This is a genomic window from Pseudarthrobacter sp. As-47 (assembly GCF_058215595.1).
The window spans coordinates 2,289,290-2,305,528 of sequence record NZ_CM177088.1; the positions used below are offsets into that span (position 1 = coordinate 2,289,290).

The window sequence follows — 16,239 nt, forward strand, 5'->3', positions numbered from 1 at the left end:
TCTACTTGTGCTGGCGCTCGGCGTGCTGTTCGCCCCACCCGCACGAGCAGTCGACTACGGACACGACTTTTCGTGGCCACAGTGCCCAGGCGGTCTTCCGATGCCGCCGGAAGACACGGAGTTCGTGATCGTTGGGCTAACGCGTGGACTCGCGTTCACCGAGAACCCCTGCCTGGACGGGCAGTTCCAGTGGGTGCTCGACCAAGGCGTCCGGGCTCAGGCCTACGCAATGGCTACGTTCCCCACCGCCGCGCAGTACGACACCTACGGCGACGACGGCCCTTGGCCTGTAGACACCAGGCCGGACCGGCTGCGCAACGTCGGGTACGCCGAGGGTCGCGCGGCTCTTGCATCTCTCAACGAGGTGGGATGGCGGCCGGAGAGAATCTGGGTCGACGTCGAGCCCCGCCCGCAACAGCCCTGGCCCAGCTCGACAGCAGCACAACGGCAGGAGAACCGGTACGTCATCTCCGGGCTCCTGGCCGCACTGTCGCATGCCGGGTACCCACACGGGATCTACTCCTATGTGAGCGCTTGGGAGGCTATCACCGGATCGTGGCAGCTTCCCGACGTGCCCGTCTGGTCACCGGCAGGACATCTCGATTTCGCCAGTGAAGCGTCCGACCTCTGTGTGAACAACAGCTTCTCCGGCGGCACCGTCCACATCTCACAATGGACCGACGGCACCTACGACTATGACATGACGTGCATTGGGGTCTATCAGGCCCACGTCGCGACGATCGGCTGGCAGCCGAGCGTCCTGGACGGTGCCTCCGCAGGAACTACCGGACGGTCACTGCCAATGGAGGCGTTGCGGCTGTCGGTGGCAGGAGACCGACTCTCGGGCGACATTCTGTGGAGGGGGCATGTCCAGAACATCGGCTGGCAGCCGTGGACAACGTCGGCGGCCCCGATTGGAACCACGGGGCTCGGTCTGCGCCTTGAAGCGTTCGAGCTGCGGTTGACGGGGGATCTGGCCTCGCAGTACAGCATCAGGTATCGCGCCCACGTACAGAACATCGGCTGGCAGCCGTACGGGGTCGACGGAGCTACGGCTGGCACCGTCGGACAGGGTCGGCAGGTGGAGGCAGTTTCGATCGAGCTGGTTCCGAAGCTCGCACCGGCATTCACTGCCGTGTATGCCGCCCACGTTCAGAACCTCGGCTGGACGGCGGACGTTTCGGATGGGACCGTCGCCGGGACTACGGGCAGGTCCCTTCGGGTTGAGGCGTTGCACCTCACCGTGTCCAGCACGGCTTATTCCGGGGACATCGAGTGGCGGGGGCATGTGCAGTCGATCGGCTGGCAGCCGTGGACATCCTCGGCCACTCCGATTGGCACGGTTGGGCAGGGGCTACGCCTGGAAGCGTTTGAACTCAGGTTGACCGGTGAGATGGCGAACCATTACAAGATCCACTACCGCGCCCATGTGCAGGATGTGGGCTGGCAGTCATGGGTCGCTGACGGCAGAACGGCGGGCACATCAGGCCTGGGCAAGCGGATCGAGGCCGTCCAGATCCTCCTGGCGCCCAGGACCGGTGGCTAACCCTGGACGATCAGTGCCGGGTTGGCCTGCTGGCAGGACGCATCCTTCGCCGTCTGGTTGACGATATCGTCCGGGAGCGCGGCTGGAGCCCCGTAGGTGATCCCGGTGGTGAAGTCGGTGCCCAGGTAGACCTGGACACCCGCGATGTTGGGGGCGGGCACCATCTGCGCGGCAGGGATCCCCAGCACGGCGGCGACATCCGCAGCCACGTCCGCGAAGTCCGTGCCGTAGTACACCACCGACTGCTCCACCGCTGTGGCCTCGAACTGGCCGGCCTGGGTGAAGCCGCCCGAGATCAGGGCCTGCACGATTTCCTGTGCGCGGCCGGGAACCCCGGTGCCGTTGGCCACGGTGACGGGCTGTACGGCCTTGTCGTAAGGCGGCAGCGGAGGAGCCGTCTCGGTGGGGGCTGCCGTGGGGGGTGCGGAGGTTTCCGAAGGGGACGGGGAAGGCGCCGTCGGATCAGTCAGATCGACGTCCTGCCGGAGGGCGGCGAACAGCTGGGAACCGGCGGGCTCGGCGATCTGCAGCCTGTTGGGATCGGCCAGCGCCGGCGTGGTGGGCACGGCCACGAAGGCGACCTTGCTGATGTCGATGTCCTTGAGCCGGTTGCCGATGGTGAGCAGGCTCGGCACAGAGGCCAGCCCTTCATCCACGGTCAGGTTCTGGGTGACGACGTCGGCGATCTTAAGCATCCTGCCGGGATCGGACAACGTCCCGTCGTCCTTGATCTTGCGGGTCAGGGAGGACAGGAAGCCCTGCTGGGCCTTGATCCGGCCCAAATCGCCGCCGTCGGCAAAGGCGTGGCGCGTCCGCAGGAACGCGAGGGCCATTTCCCCCTGGACCGCTGACGTGCCCGCGGGCAGCCGAAGGCGCGAATCGGGATCGTAGACGGCGTCGCTGATGCAGACTTCGACGCCGCCGACGGCGTTGGACAGTTCCTTCACTGCGGTAAAGTCGGCCATCATAAAGTGGTCCACCTCCAGGCCGGTGAGCTGGTTGACGGTGTCCACTGCGCAGCCTATGCCGGCTTCGGCCATGGCCTCGTTGATCATCACGCCGCTGCGTGCGGGATAAACCTGGTTGGTTTCCTCATCCTTGCATTCCGGAATGTCCACCAGCAGGTCCCGGGGGAAACTGATCACGCTGACGCGCTTGTTGTCCTCGGAGATGTCCATCATCATCATGACGTCCGACTTGCCGTAGCCACGGGAATCGTCCGCGGTGCCGTACTCGGCGTTTTCACCGTCGCGCGTGTCCGAACCGAGAATCAGGATCTGCATCCGTCCGGTCGCGTCGCTCACCTGTTCGTTGTTGCCGCCGCCGGCGTTCAGCGGGGCCTTGGAGATGTTGTTCTGGAGCCGAAGGAACCAGAAACCGGCGAATGCAATGCCGCCAATCATGGCAACGGAAACGACGGCGGTAACAACCTTCAGCCACACCGGCATGCCGCGCAGGTGCCCCAGGTGGCGGGCGGCGCCAAGGGTGCCGCCTTCCGAGTGCCGGGACACGGGTCCCCCGGATGACACTTCAGCTCCGTCGTCGCGCTTCTCGCGGCCTAGCCCCACGTGGTGAACCTTCCTCTAAATTCGAAATCCGGCCCATTTTAGTGGTCGAGGCTGGGAAATTGCCGGGCGGTCCAGCGGCCGCGCCTTGTAAAGGGCTCAGAAGCCCAGCTTCACCAGCTGTTTAGGGTCCCGCTGCCAGTCCTTCGCCACCTTCACGTGGAGGTCCAGGTAGATGCGTGTACCCAGGAGCGCCTCGATGCCCTTGCGCGCATTGGTGCCCACCTCACGCAGACGGCTGCCGCCCTTGCCAATGATGATTGCTTTTTGGGAAGGACGCTCCACATAAAGGTTCACCCGCACGTCAAGCAGCGGGCTGTCGTCCGGCCGGTCCTCCCGGGGAACGATTTCTTCCACCACCACGGCGAGGGAGTGCGGCAGCTCATCCCGCACGCCTTCGAGGGCCGCTTCCCGGATAAGTTCCGCCACCATCACGGCTTCCGGCTCGTCGGTGAGTTCACCGTCCGGGTACAGCGGAGGAGACGGCGGCATATGGCTGATGAGGACGTCAGCGACGGTGTCCACCTGGAAGCCGTCAGTGGCGGAGACGGGAACGATGTCCTTCCACCCCTCCTCCCCCAGCACTTCCCGGCCGAGGGCGGCCACGGCCAGGAGCTGTTCCGTCAGGGCCTGGCGGTCCACAGTGTCGGCCTTGGTGACGATGGCGATCACGGGCTTGCGGCCCACGGCGGCCAGCTGCGCGGCGATGAACTTGTCGCCGGGGCCGATCTTTTCGTTGGCGGGGAGGCAGAACCCGATCGCATCCACCTCCGCCAGTGTGTCGGCAACGAGGTCGTTCAGGCGCTTGCCCAGGAGTGTGCGGGGGCGGTGCAGCCCCGGTGTGTCAACCAGGATCAGCTGCGCGTCCTGCCGGTGGACGATGCCGCGGATGGTGTGCCGGGTGGTCTGGGGCTTAGCGGACGTGATGGCCACCTTCTTGCCCACCAGCGCGTTAGTCAGGGTGGACTTGCCCGCGTTGGGCCGGCCTACCAGGACCGAGAACCCTGCGCGGAAACCACCGAAATCGTCGTGGCTTTCGCCCTTATTTTTCTTGCTCACGTGAAACTCCCTGCTGGGTTGCTTCCGCCTCTTGGAAGAGGTCCTCAAGGTCAGTGTCTTCTTTTGCCACCCGCGCCGCAATGATATGGCTGACGCGGTTGCGGCGGCCTTCCAGCCGGTCGGCCCGCAGGGACACGCCCTGCACTTCCACCGCGCTTCCCACGATGGGTACGCGGCCCAGCGCTTTTGCGAGCAGGCCGCCAACGGTGTCCACTTCATCATCATCGAGTTCGATGTCGAACAGCTCGCCCAGGTCATCGATGCCCATGCGGGCGCTGACCCGGTAGGATCCGTCGTCGAGCTCCACGGCCTCGGCACTTTCGGTGTCGTACTCGTCCACGATTTCACCCACGATTTCCTCGATGAGGTCCTCCAGGGTGACAAGTCCGGCAGTTCCGCCGTACTCGTCGATCACGATGGCAACATGCGTGGACTCCTTCTGGAGCTCCCGGAGCAGGTCGCTGACGGGCTTCGATTCCGGCACATACCGTACTTCCCGGGCGAGCGACTCCACCAGCGGCGGTTCCTCGTGGGGTGCCAGTTCGTGAATGACGGCGGCAACGTCCTTCAGGTAGATGATGCCGAGAATCTGGTCCGTGCTGTCGCCGATGACCGGGATCCTGGAGTAGCCGGAGCGGAGGAAGAGGGACATCGCCTGCCGCAGGCTGGACCCCGCTTCGATGGTGAGGATGTCCGTGCGCGGCACCATCACGGCACGGACAAGCGTGTCACCGAAATCGAAGACGGACTGGATCATTTCCGCCTCGGTGTCCTCGATCATGTCGGACTCGCTGGCACGTTCAACAAGTTCACGGAATTCCTGCTCGCTGAAGAACGCCTCGTCCCCGCCGGGGGCTCCGGGGGCAGCGGTACTGCCAAGCGTCACCAGCCAGCCTGGAATTGGCCCCAGGACCCAGGTCAGGAAGCGGATCATCGGAGCGGTGGAGCGCACCACGGCAGCGGAATGCAGCCTGCCAAGCTGGCGCGGAGAGACACCGACGATCACAAATCCCAGCAAGGCCATGATGCCGGTGGCGGCAAGGCCGGCAAGCCACACGTTGTCCAGCAGGCTGTAGAGCAGCACGGCGACGGCAACGGCGGACGCCATCTCGAACCAGATACGCCAGAAACGCAGCGCCCGGATGTGCGCCACCGGATGGGAGAGGATCTGCCGCAGGGCGGTCCCGCGGCTCTTCAGCAGGGCGTCTTCCGCGTCATGCCGCGGAATGAAGTTGAACGCCGCTTCGGCCGCAGTCAAGACGGCCGCAACAGCCAGGAAAGCCAAGGCCATTGCGACGAGGAGCAGAGGCGTCACTGGGTGGTCTCGGCGGGCGCTTCTTTGCCGGTGAAGCCGGACAGGAGCTCACGCTGGAGTCCGAACATCTCGGCCTTCTCCTCGGGTTCTGCATGGTCGTATCCCAGCAGGTGGAGGATCCCGTGCGTGGTGAGCAGGAGCATCTCGTCCTGCAGTGAGTGGCCGGCGTTCTTGGCCTGCACCCGCGCAACCTGCGGGCAGATGGCAATGTCGCCAAGCATGCCCTGGGGGGTGGGACGGTCCGGCGTCCCGGGAGTCAACTCGTCCATGGGTACGGACAGGACATCGGTGGAGCCGGGCTCATCCATGAGCTCGATGTGAAGCTTCTCCATCGCGGGCTCGTCCACCAGCAGGACGGACAGTTCAGCCTGCGGATGGATATACAGCTGTTCAAAGATGTACCGGGACAATGCCACGATTTCCGCTTCGTCCACCTGGACGCCGGATTCATTGTTGACCTCGATGCTCACGCGTGTTCCCCCCGTTTAGCGGCGCCGGCCGAATGTTTTACCCGGCTGCGCTGGGTTTCATCCCAGATGCTGTAAGCGTTGACGATGTCACCCACCAGCCTGTGCCTGACGACGTCTGCGGCGTCGAGGACCGAGAAGCTGACGCCCTCGATGCCCTGGAGGATCTCCTCCACGATGCGGAGTCCGGAGCGGGTGCCGAAGGGCAGGTCAACCTGGGTGACGTCCCCGGTGACCACCATCTTGGATCCGAAGCCAAGCCGGGTAAGGAACATCTTCATCTGCTCCGGCGTGGTGTTCTGGGCCTCGTCAAGAATGATGAAGGCGTCATTGAGCGTCCGGCCGCGCATGTAGGCGAGGGGCGCCACTTCAATGGTGCCTGCTGCCATCAGCCGGGGAATGGACTCGGGGTCCATCATGTCGTGCAGTGCATCGTAGAGCGGGCGCAGGTACGGATCGATCTTGTCGCTCAGGGTCCCGGGGAGGAAACCCAACCGCTCTCCCGCCTCAACGGCGGGGCGGGTCAGGATGATGCGGCTGACCTCTTTTTGCTGCAGTGCCTGGACAGCCTTTGCCATCGCGAGGTAGGTCTTGCCTGTACCTGCCGGACCTATGCCGAAAATCACCGTATTGGTGTCGATGGAGTCAACGTAGGTCTTCTGGTTCAGCGTCTTCGGGCGGATGGTTTTTCCGCGGCTGGACAGGATGTCGTGGGTCAGTACGTCAACGGGGTTTTGCAGGGACTGGGTACGGAGCAGTGCAACAAGCTGCTGCAGCACCGCCGGGCTGATCACCGTGCCGCGGGCCACGAGCCCCCGGACCTCGTGGAGGAGGCGCATGATGCGGGGAACGTCGCTGGCAGGCCCTGTAATCGAGAGCTCATTGCCCCGGACATGGAAGTTGACGGCCGGAAACTGTTCCTCGATATACCGCAGTGCCTCGTCATGGCTGCCCAGGGACTGGACCATCTGGTCGGAGTTGTCGAAAAGGACTACCTCGGTCCGGCTGCCGGGGAGGGAATGGGGAAATTCCCCCGCAGCGCCTTCTCCCGTGTTGAGCCGGCGCTTGCCATTCGCTGATTCAGTCATAGTGGTGGCCCGCAGGCCCGTGATCCCCTCAAAGTACCGGACAATTCCCGCTGCTGGCGGCCGGCGACAGGGCCCTTCGACGATGGACCGGTTGCGCCTCGACCAGCGATCCTTCCATCTTACGCCAGGACCCCATCAACCTCTGAAAAGGGGAACGGCAAGACCCTTCGGGAAGCCTGGACGGCGCCGCCCGTTCCGCCATTAGGTATCAACTTCATATCGGCCTCATATCGTTCCCGTTGCAGTTCCTCCCCGAGGCCCGTATCCGGCCTTTCAGCTCCGGGCCCTGTGCCATGCTGGAAATCCAGCCGCTGCTGGATTGCCGCTTGGGGAGCGGCCAGCCATTCATGGAAGGACAGGCAACAAACGTGCCGGAATCTGCTGCGCCCCGCAGGGCAGGACGACGTGGCGGCATTGTGCGCCCTGCCGTCCTGGCAGTGGTTCTCTTGGCGGCTCCGCTCCTGACGGGCTGCCTGGCCGAGCCGGACCCCTCCCCCACTACCCTTCTGGGCTCTGGCCCTGCCGCCACCGGCACCGCGCCTTCCACGAGCGCGCCGCTCGAAACCACGCAGTCGTCCAACAAGGCCCCGGTCTACTGGATTGGCCGGAGCAACAGCAGCATCTTCCTTTACCGGGAATTCAGGGATGTGCCTGAGCAGGAGAATCCGGTAACGAGGGCCCTGCGGGCCATGATGTCGGACAAGCCCCTTGACCCGGATTTCTTCACCCCCTGGCAGAATCCCGGCAAGCTGGCCACGTCCATCTCCGGCAAGGACGTCATCACGGTGGATGTGTCTGAGGACGCCTTCAACAGCAACCTCGACGCCGATATGGCCGGCCGCGCTGTCCAGCAACTTGTGTATACGGCCAGCGCTGCTGCGGCCAGTTCAGGGCTTATCGATTCCGGGCAGCAGATCCGCGTGCGGATCCTGGTGGACGGGCACACGGACTACGTTGCTTTCGGCCATATCCAGCTGGGTGACCTTATGACGAGGGCCGCCGGCATGGTGGCCCCAGTCTGGATCATTGATCCGCAGGAGAACTCAGAAGTGGCGGCCGGGAGCGTCAAGATCACCGGCCGCAGCACCCTGTCCGGAGGCAAGCTCCGCTGGCAGATCCTGCGGACGGAAGATGACGGAAGCAAGGTCCCGTTCCTGACTGGGGAGACGACGGCGGCCGCCGAGCCAGGGCAGGCAGGACTGTTTACGCTGGCCCTCACACTTCCGGCCGGGGACTACGAATTGAAGGTGGCACAGGCCGGTACCGGGGATCAGCCGGACCAGAATGAGGATTCGCGGGCTTTCAAGGTCCGGTAGCCTACCCGGCCGGGACACGCCTGGCTGGTCAGGGTGAGGGGGCGGTCCACCGGCCCAGGATGTCGCTGGCAAGCACGACGGCGGCCGGTCCGGCCGTTGACGAGCGCAGGACATGGTGCCCCAGCAGGGCGGTGACGGCGCCTTTCCCGCAGAGCCTGGTCACTTCCCTGGGGCTGATGCCGCCTTCCGGCCCGACGATCAGCAGCACTTCACGGGGTTCCGTTCCGTCCGCGACCAAAGAGGCTTCCAGAACCGCGCGCAGGGGGCGCACGGCGTCCTCATGCAGGATGACTGCCAGCCCCGCGGCCTCCACTAGGCCGGCCAGCGCGGCGGTGTCGACGGCGGGACGCACCTCGGGGACCCACGCGCGGCGCGCCTGCTTTGCTGCCGCCGCCACCACCGACTGCCACTTCGCGTGGGCTTTGGCCGCCCGGTCGCCCTTCCACCGCACAATGGACCGTTCGGACTGCCAGGGTATAACGGCGTCGATCCCGAGTTCAGTGCCCGTTTCGATGGCGAGTTCATCCCTGTCGCCCTTGGCCAGGGCCTGCACCAGCACCAGCCTCGTGGACGGCCGCTCCTCAACAGCCACTGAGGCGCACTCCACCTCCAGTCGTGCGGGCGTGGCCGCAAGCACCCGTCCGCTCATCCGCGTTCCGGCTCCGTCAACGATGTCGAGCGGCTCACCCGGGGTGAGCCGCTTGACCGTGACGGCGTGCCGCGCCTCGGTCCCCTCGAGGACGAAGACCTGCCCCGCCACCATGTGGTCCAGGGACCCGGGCGGGGTGAAAAAGACAGGGTTGCTCACCGCTACAGGTTACCGAGCCGGTCCCGGAGCTTGGCGAACATGCCGCCGCTGGCCGCAAGCTTGCCCTCTGTGATCTGTTCACCGCGCATCTTGGCCAGCTGCCGCAGGAGCTCTTCCTGTGCGGCATCAAGCTTGGCGGGCGTCTCAACCTGGAGATGCACTTTGAGGTCACCGCGGCCGTAACCGCGCAAGTGGGTGACGCCAAGTCCACGAAGAGTGATGATCTCACCGGACTGGGTCCCGGGCTTGACGTCGATTTCCTGTGGCCCGTCGAACGTTTCCAGGCTCACTTCGGTGCCCAGGGCGGCCGCCGTCATCGGAATGTGCAGGGTGGCGTGGAGATCGTCGTTGTCGCGTACGTAGGTGGCGTCGTTGTTCACGCGGATCTCAACGTAAAGGTCACCGGACGGTCCGCCGGCCGGGCCTGCCTCGCCCTGGCCGGAAAGCTGGATCCGCGTTCCGGTGGCAACGCCGGCGGGAACCTTGATGGTCAGCGAACGGCGGCTCCGGATGCGTCCCTGGCCGCTGCACTCGGTGCACGGGTCCTTGATGACGGTGCCGAAACCTTCGCAGGTTCCGCACGGGGCTGCCGTCATGACCTGTCCCAGGATGGAACGGACGGCGCGCTGGACCTGGCCGCTGCCGCCGCAAATGTCGCAGCGTTCAGGATGGCTGCCGGGCTGGCAACAGGAACCCTCACAGGTTGGGCACGTGACGGCGGTGTCCACATCGAGCTTCTTGTTCACACCGAAGACAGCGTCGCGGAGTTCGATCCGGACGCTGATGAGGGCGTCCTGCCCGCGCCGCACCCGGGAGGCCGGGCCGGTGGAACCGCCGGCACCAAAGAAGGTGTCGAAAATGTCCTGGAAAGCGAACCCCTGGCCGGCGTATCCGCCACCGCCGAAGCCGTTGTCCGTCCCGTTTTCGTTGCCCGTGGTGTCGTAGACCCGGCGTTTCTGGGGATCCGACAGGACTTCGTAGGCGTGGGTTACTGCCTTGAAGCGGTCCGACGCATCCTCACCCGGGTTGACGTCCGGGTGCAGGGTGCGTGCCAGCTTGCGGTAGGCCTTCTTGATCTCTTCTCCCGTGGCCTCCGGTGAGACTCCAAGGACGTCGTAGTGGCTGCTCAAAGTTCGTATCTCTTCCTTGTTGTACTGCCTGCAGTTGGACTGCTGGAAATGCTGTGGGTGTCCAGTGGTCCCGGCCGGGCCTCAGGGGCCCAGGATCCGGGAAAGGTAGCGGGCGACGGCCCTGACCGCGGCCATGGTGGTGGGATAGTCCATGCGTGTTGGTCCCAGAATGCCGATCTTTGCTGCGCTGTCCGGGCCGTAGCCGGTGGCCACCACCGATGCCTCGGCCAGTCCGTCGTAGGGATTCTCGCGGCCGATGCTGACAGCCACTCCGCGGTGGTCCTGCGCCATCTCGCTCAGCAGGCGGAGCATGACCACCTGCTCCTCCAGGGCTTCCAGCACCGGGCCGATGCTCAGTGGGAAGTCCACGTTGGACCGCGCCAAATTCGCTGTGCCGGCCATGACCATGCGTTCCTCGCGGCTGCTCTGCGCCAGGGCTTCCAGGCCGATAGCGAGGGCCTGCGCCGCCTGCCTTTGCCCCGGGGCAGCCGTGGCCACCACGGCAGGCAGGGACTGGGAGAGCTGGCTCAGCGGCGTTCCGGCAAGCGATCCGAGGAAGCGTGCCCGCAGGCCCGCCAAGGCGTCATCCCCCAGGTCCTGGCCGACGTCGATAACGCGCTGCTCCACCTTGCCGCTGTTGGCGATCAACACCACCAGCACCTTTCGCGGGGCGAGGAGGACAAATTCGATATGCCGGACCAGGGCCCTGCTCAAGTGAGGGTACTGGACCACGGCAACCTGGTTGGTCAGCTGGGACAGGAGCCGGACAGTGCGGTCCAGGACATCGTCCAGGTCGTCCGATCCTTCCAGCAGGGACTGGATGGCGCGGCGCTCCGCCGGGGAGAGCGGCTTGACGGCAGAGATCTGGTCCACGAAGAGCCGGTATCCCTTATCTGTCGGAATCCGCCCGGCGCTGGTGTGCGGGGCCGTGATCAGGCCCTCTTCCTCCAGTGCTGCCATGTCATTCCTGATGGTTGCGCTGGACACACCGAGATGATGGCGCTCCACCAGGGCTTTGGATCCCACGGGTTCGCGGGAATGGACGTAGTCCTCCACGATGGCACGGAGTACTTCAAGTTTGCGTGGCTCGCTCACACTCCACCTCCATCCAGGGTTGGGGCGGCAGCGCCGCCCGCGCTGTGCCGCCCATCGTTTAGCACTCGACATGCCCAAGTGCTAACAGTCTATTATGCCTCTGCCCGTTGCTAGCATTGGTACCGCTCCGGGCGAAATTCCGGACCTGTGATCGAGCGCTAGGCGGAGTGAATCAATGCATTACCAGAACTGGGGACCCCAGGACATGTCCGCTCCGTCCAGGGCTGCCCTGCCTGAAGTGCCTGTTGAGCGCGGAATGGTGCTGGAGGACGTCCAGTCCGGCTGGGTGGGCGCCGTGACCCGCGTGGAGAAGTCCGGCGGCATGCATGTGGTGGCACTCGAGGACAGGCGCGGCAAGTCCAGGTCTTTCCGCCTGGGGTTCGGCTTCCTCCTCGAAGGGCAGGCTATCAAGCTCCTCCCGCCGGCGCCCCGCCAAGCTCCCGCCGCTGCAGCCGGCCGGACAGCCTCGGGTTCGGTCCGGGTGGCCAGCCAGCGGGCGCAGGTCGCCAAGGCCAGCCGGATCTGGGTTGAGGGAAAGCACGACGCCGAACTGGTGGAAAAGGTCTGGGGAGACGACCTTCGGGTGGAAGGCATCGTCGTCGAACCCCTCCACGGCATCGACGACCTTGCCGGCGCGGTAGCCGAGTTCAGGCCCGGACCGGGCCGGCGCCTCGGAGTTTTGGTGGACCACCTGGTGCCGGACTCCAAGGAATCGCGCATCGCGGACGCCGTCATGGCCTCGCCGGGTGCTGCCGGGAACGTGCTGATCGTAGGCCACCCCTATGTGGACGTCTGGCAGGCGATCCGGCCGGCTGTCCTGGGCATCGAAAAATGGCCTGTGGTGCCGCGCGGGCAGGACTGGAAGACCGGTATCCTCGCCGCGTTCGGCTGGCCCCATGCCACCAAGGAGGACATCGGTCTCGGGTGGCAGAAGCTGCTGGGTGCGGTCCGCACCTACGCGGACCTGGAAGCCTCCCTGCTGGGGAGGGTAGAGGAAGTCATTGATTTCCTCACGGTTCCCTGACAGGTACCCCGTTGCCGCTGCGCCTGGAGCCCAAGGCAACTTCTGGGCGTCCAGCCAGTATTCTTGGTAGTGCGGAACCTGCGGTAGTTGCAGGCTGGCGCAACCTCTATGCACTCTTAGCCATCTCCATTGCACTTTCAGAAGGAACAGACTGTGGCAGAAAACGCACGCGATCACAGGGACACCCAGGGCGGCCAGGGCCGTTCGGAATACCATGGCGTTCCGGCGAATGCGCTGCCCCTGACAGCCAGCGAGGACCGGCAGTGGGCCACCATGGCCCATTTCGGCGGAATCCTGGGCTGCGTTCCGGCTCTGCTGATCTACCTGATTTTCCGGGACCGGGGCCCTTTCACGGCGCAGGAGTCCAAGGAAGCGCTCAACTTCAGCCTGCCGCCCACCATCGCTGCTGTGGTGGCGAACATCCTGGTGTTTGTTCCGGTGGTCGGCAACATTTTTGCCGTGATTGCCACCCTCATCTGGATCGCCTTGACCTGCTTCTCCGTGGCAGCCGGCATCCATGTCAACAAGGGCCAGCCGCACCGCTACCCGTACAACCTGCGCTGGATCAAGTAGTCCCCGCCGGCTCCCGGCACCGGTTCCCGGCCTACAAACTGCTAGTCCGGCAGGACCCGGCGCACCACCGCGTCCGCCAGCAGCCTGCCCTTCAGCGTGAGGACCAGCCATCCCGCGAAAGCGGCGGCAGGATCCACCAGTTCCTCCGCGATCAGCCCGGCGACCTCGCGCCGCCCTGTGGCGCCGAGCGAAGCGATCTCGAGGCCGGAGTGGAGGCGGACCTCAAGCATCACCCGCTCCATATTCCGGGTTTCCGAATCCAGGGTTTCCCTCCCCGCCGCCGGTGACATTCCTTGTGCAAGGCGTCCGGCGTAGGCAGTGGGGTGCTTGACGTTCCACCAGCGGACACCGCCCACGTGCGAGTGGGCTCCGGGCCCGATCCCCCACCAGTCGTCGCCGCGCCAGTAGGCGAGGTTGTGGCGGCAGGCCTGTCCGGGCGTGCGGGCCCAGTTGCTGACCTCGTACCAGGCAAGGCCTGCTTTGGTGATCAATTCATCGGCGAGCTCGTACTTGTCGGCGTGGTCGTCGTCGTCGATCCCCGGAACTTCACCACGGCGGATCTGTGCCGCGAGCTTGGTCCCGTCCTCGATAATCAGCGCGTAAGCGCTGATGTGGTCCGGCTGGTAGGACAGGGCGGTCTCGAGCGAGTACCGCCAATCGTCCAGCGACTCCCCCGGCGTGCCGTAGATGAGGTCCAGGCTGACGGCCAGCCCGGCGTCCCGGGCCCACTGCACTACCTGCGGCACGCGGCTGGGCGTGTGGGTCCGGTCAAGGACCTTGAGGACGTGCGGAACGGCTGACTGCATGCCGAACGAAATCCGGGTGAACCCGGCCTCCTTCAGGACGGCAAGGGATTCCGGGGTGACCGAGTCCGGGTTGGCCTCCGTAGTGACCTCGGCGCCGTCCTCGATGCCCCACTGGTCGATGGCGCGCCCCAGGATCAGGGCCAGGTCCTCCGCGGGGAGCAGGGTTGGCGTGCCGCCTCCGAAGAACACTGTGCTGAGCGGCCGCGCGGGGAGGCCGGATTCTGCAAGGATGCTGGCCGCCAGGGACACTTCCGAGGCCGCGGTGGCGGCATAGGCATCCTGCGAGGCGCCGCCACCGAGCTCCGTGGCGGTATAGGTGTTGAAGTCGCAGTAGCCGCAGCGGACGGCGCAGAACGGGATGTGAACATAGAGCCCGAATGCCCGGTCCGCCGCACCGTCGGCTGCCTGGCGGGGCAGCAGACCGTCCGACGGCGCCGGGTCGCCCAGGGGAAGAACGCTAGGCACTGCAGGGTCCTCCTGCACTGCCGGCCGCTGTAACCACTACTTCCTGGCCTTGTCCTTGGACTCGTCTGTGGTGAGCGCAGCGATGAAGGCTTCCTGGGGGACTTCGACGCGGCCCACCATCTTCATGCGCTTCTTGCCTTCCTTCTGCTTTTCCAGCAGTTTGCGCTTACGGGAGATGTCACCGCCGTAGCACTTGGCCAGGACGTCCTTGCGGATGGCGCGGATGCTTTCGCGGGCGATGATCCTGGAGCCGATGGCCGCCTGGATGGGCACCTCGAACTGCTGGCGGGGAATGAGCTCGCGCAGCTTGGTGGTCATCATGACGCCGTACGCGTAGGCCTTGTCGCGGTGGGTGATGGCGGAGAAGGCATCAACCTGCTCGCCCTGGAGCATGATGTCCACCTTGACAAGGTCGGCCACCTGGTCGCCGTCGGCCTTCCAGTCCAGGGAACCGTAGCCGCGGGTCTTGGACTTCAGGATGTCGAAGAAGTCGAACACGATCTCGGCCAGTGGAAGGCGGTACCGGATTTCCACCCGGTCCTCGGACAGGTAGTCCATGCCGCCCATCACACCGCGGCGGCTCTGGCAGAGCTCCATGATGGCTCCGACGAATTCGTTCGGGGCCAGGATGGTGGCGGCCACCATTGGCTCACGGACCTCGGAGATTTTGCCGGAGGGGTATTCGCTGGGGTTGGTCACGTGGACCACTTTCTTGTCCTCCAGCGTGACCTCGTATTCCACGTTGGGGGCGGTGGAGATCAGGTCCAGGTTGTACTCGCGCTCCAGCCGCTCGCGCGTGATTTCAAGGTGGAGCAGGCCCAGGAAGCCAACACGGAAGCCGAAGCCAAGGGCGGCGGACGTTTCGGGCTCGTAGACCAGGGCGGCGTCGTTGAGCATCAGCTTCTCCAGCGCATCGCGCAGCACCGGGTAGTCCGTGCCGTCCAGCGGGTACAGACCGGAGAAGACCATGGGCTTGGCATCCGCATAGCCGGGAAGCGAGTCCGCGGCAGGCTTGGCAAGGTTGGTCACGGTGTCGCCCACCTTGGACAGGCGGACATCCTTCACACCCGTGATGAGGTAGCCCACTTCTCCGACGCCCAGGCCCTTGGAGGGGGTTGGTTCCGGGGAGCTCACCCCGATCTCAAGGAGTTCGTGCGTGGCCCGGGTGGACATCATCTGGATGCGTTCGCGCGGGTGCAGCATGCCGTCCACCACCCTGACATAGGTGACCACGCCGCGGTAGGTGTCATACACCGAGTCGAAGATCATGGCGCGCGCAGGGGCATTGGCGTCGCCCTGGGGAGCCGGCAGGTCGCGGACGATCTTGTCCAGCAGCGCCTCCACGCCCATGCCGGTCTTGCCCGAAACGCGCAGGACGTCCTCCGGGTCTCCGCCGATCAGGCTGGCCAGCTCCGCCGCGTACTTCTCCGGCTGCGCTGCCGGGAGGTCGATCTTGTTCAGGACGGGGATGATCGTGAGGTTGTTTTCCATGGCCAGGTACAGGTTGGCGAGGGTCTGGGCCTCGATGCCCTGGGCAGCGTCCACGAGGAGGATCGCCCCTTCACATGCCGCGAGGGAGCGGGAGACCTCATACGTGAAGTCAACGTGTCCGGGTGTATCGATCATGTTCAGCGCGTAGCTGGTGCCGTCGAGTTCCCACGGCATGCGGACCGCCTGGGACTTGATGGTGATGCCGCGCTCGCGCTCAATGTCCATCCGGTCCAGGTACTGGGCCTTCATGTCCCGGGACTGGACCACGCCGGTGAACTGCAGCATCCGGTCGGCCAGTGTGGACTTACCGTGGTCAATGTGCGCGATGATACAGAAATTCCGAATAATGGCCGGATCTGTCGCGGCGGGCACCGGTGCGGTGCGGGCCATGGGAGACACGCAGGGGTCCTTACTCTTGGCATTCACACGGCCATCCGCCTGGGCGCGCCGTGGGCGGCCCGCGGGCTGGCCGCACATTTTCAACCTCCAGT

General features: G+C 65.3%; 14 protein-coding genes. 4 read left to right on the plus strand and 10 right to left on the minus strand.

Going from position 1 to position 16,239, the window contains the following annotated elements:
* The first annotated feature begins 100 nt into the window (after window positions 1-100).
* Window positions 101-1,546, plus strand: coding sequence for a hypothetical protein (locus tag AC4BCK_RS10595; protein ID WP_490565908.1), 1,446 nt, complete (start codon window positions 101-103; stop codon window positions 1,544-1,546).
* Here the strand turns inward: AC4BCK_RS10595 and AC4BCK_RS10600 are convergent.
* The 5 genes from AC4BCK_RS10600 to AC4BCK_RS10620 all read right to left on the minus strand — a co-directional run bounded on the left by AC4BCK_RS10600 (window position 1,543) and on the right by AC4BCK_RS10620 (window position 7,040).
* On the minus strand, window positions 1,543-2,994 hold the full coding sequence (locus tag AC4BCK_RS10600) for an LCP family protein (RefSeq protein ID WP_400576379.1): 1,452 nt from the start codon (window positions 2,992-2,994) through the stop codon (window positions 1,543-1,545). The genes AC4BCK_RS10595 and AC4BCK_RS10600 overlap by 4 nt on opposite strands.
* A gap of 216 nt (window positions 2,995-3,210) precedes the next feature.
* On the minus strand, window positions 3,211-4,170 hold the full coding sequence (gene era / locus AC4BCK_RS10605) for a GTPase Era (RefSeq protein WP_174174377.1): 960 nt from the start codon (window positions 4,168-4,170) through the stop codon (window positions 3,211-3,213).
* Window positions 4,154-5,485, minus strand: coding sequence for a hemolysin family protein (locus tag AC4BCK_RS10610; RefSeq protein ID WP_366278810.1), 1,332 nt, complete (start codon window positions 5,483-5,485; stop codon window positions 4,154-4,156). The genes era and AC4BCK_RS10610 overlap by 17 nt, the downstream gene beginning before the upstream one ends.
* Entirely contained in the window at window positions 5,482-5,955 is a 474-nt protein-coding gene (gene ybeY, locus AC4BCK_RS10615; protein WP_174174373.1) for an rRNA maturation RNase YbeY, read from the minus strand. Before ybeY ends, AC4BCK_RS10610 begins: the two co-directional genes overlap by 4 nt.
* Window positions 5,952-7,040 carry a PhoH family protein gene (locus tag AC4BCK_RS10620; protein WP_066275962.1) on the minus strand — a complete coding sequence of 363 codons (1,089 nt, stop codon included), beginning with the start codon at window positions 7,038-7,040 and terminating at the stop codon, window positions 5,952-5,954. The genes ybeY and AC4BCK_RS10620 overlap by 4 nt, the downstream gene beginning before the upstream one ends.
* A 368-nt stretch (window positions 7,041-7,408) precedes the next feature.
* On the opposite strand from AC4BCK_RS10620, the gene AC4BCK_RS10625 reads away from it, so the two are divergent.
* On the plus strand, window positions 7,409-8,356 hold the full coding sequence (locus AC4BCK_RS10625; protein ID WP_310110777.1) for a GerMN domain-containing protein: 948 nt from the start codon (window positions 7,409-7,411) through the stop codon (window positions 8,354-8,356).
* A 28-nt stretch (window positions 8,357-8,384) separates the two neighbouring features.
* Here AC4BCK_RS10625 and AC4BCK_RS10630 read toward each other — a convergent pair whose 3' ends face one another.
* From AC4BCK_RS10630 to hrcA, 3 genes are all read right to left on the minus strand, one after another.
* On the minus strand, window positions 8,385-9,164 hold the full coding sequence (locus tag AC4BCK_RS10630) for a 16S rRNA (uracil(1498)-N(3))-methyltransferase (protein ID WP_363958859.1): 780 nt from the start codon (window positions 9,162-9,164) through the stop codon (window positions 8,385-8,387).
* A gap of 2 nt (window positions 9,165-9,166) precedes the next feature.
* Window positions 9,167-10,294: a molecular chaperone DnaJ gene (gene dnaJ / locus AC4BCK_RS10635; protein WP_363958856.1), complete on the minus strand. Its 1,128-nt coding sequence runs from the start codon at window positions 10,292-10,294 to the stop codon at window positions 9,167-9,169.
* 81 nt (window positions 10,295-10,375) lie between these two features.
* Window positions 10,376-11,389 carry a heat-inducible transcriptional repressor HrcA gene (gene hrcA / locus AC4BCK_RS10640; RefSeq protein WP_174174364.1) on the minus strand — a complete coding sequence of 338 codons (1,014 nt, stop codon included), beginning with the start codon at window positions 11,387-11,389 and terminating at the stop codon, window positions 10,376-10,378.
* Between the two features lie 175 nt (window positions 11,390-11,564).
* On the opposite strand from hrcA, the gene AC4BCK_RS10645 reads away from it, so the two are divergent.
* Together AC4BCK_RS10645 and AC4BCK_RS10650 are read left to right on the plus strand one after the other, a co-directional pair.
* Window positions 11,565-12,413, plus strand: coding sequence for a DUF3097 domain-containing protein (locus tag AC4BCK_RS10645; protein ID WP_174174362.1), 849 nt, complete (start codon window positions 11,565-11,567; stop codon window positions 12,411-12,413).
* A 153-nt stretch (window positions 12,414-12,566) separates the two neighbouring features.
* The gene (locus AC4BCK_RS10650) at window positions 12,567-12,986 is read left to right on the plus strand and encodes a DUF4870 domain-containing protein (RefSeq protein WP_066275976.1); all 420 of its coding nucleotides are present in this window, start codon (window positions 12,567-12,569) and stop codon (window positions 12,984-12,986) included.
* Window positions 12,987-13,027: 41 nt separating this feature from the next.
* Here the strand turns inward: AC4BCK_RS10650 and hemW are convergent, their stop codons facing one another.
* Together hemW and lepA are read right to left on the minus strand one after the other, a co-directional pair.
* Window positions 13,028-14,257: a radical SAM family heme chaperone HemW gene (gene hemW / locus AC4BCK_RS10655; protein ID WP_490565909.1), complete on the minus strand. Its 1,230-nt coding sequence runs from the start codon at window positions 14,255-14,257 to the stop codon at window positions 13,028-13,030.
* Between the two features lie 36 nt (window positions 14,258-14,293).
* The gene (gene lepA, locus AC4BCK_RS10660) at window positions 14,294-16,147 is read right to left on the minus strand and encodes a translation elongation factor 4 (RefSeq protein WP_174174358.1); all 1,854 of its coding nucleotides are present in this window, start codon (window positions 16,145-16,147) and stop codon (window positions 14,294-14,296) included.
* Window positions 16,148-16,239: the final 92 nt, after the last annotated feature.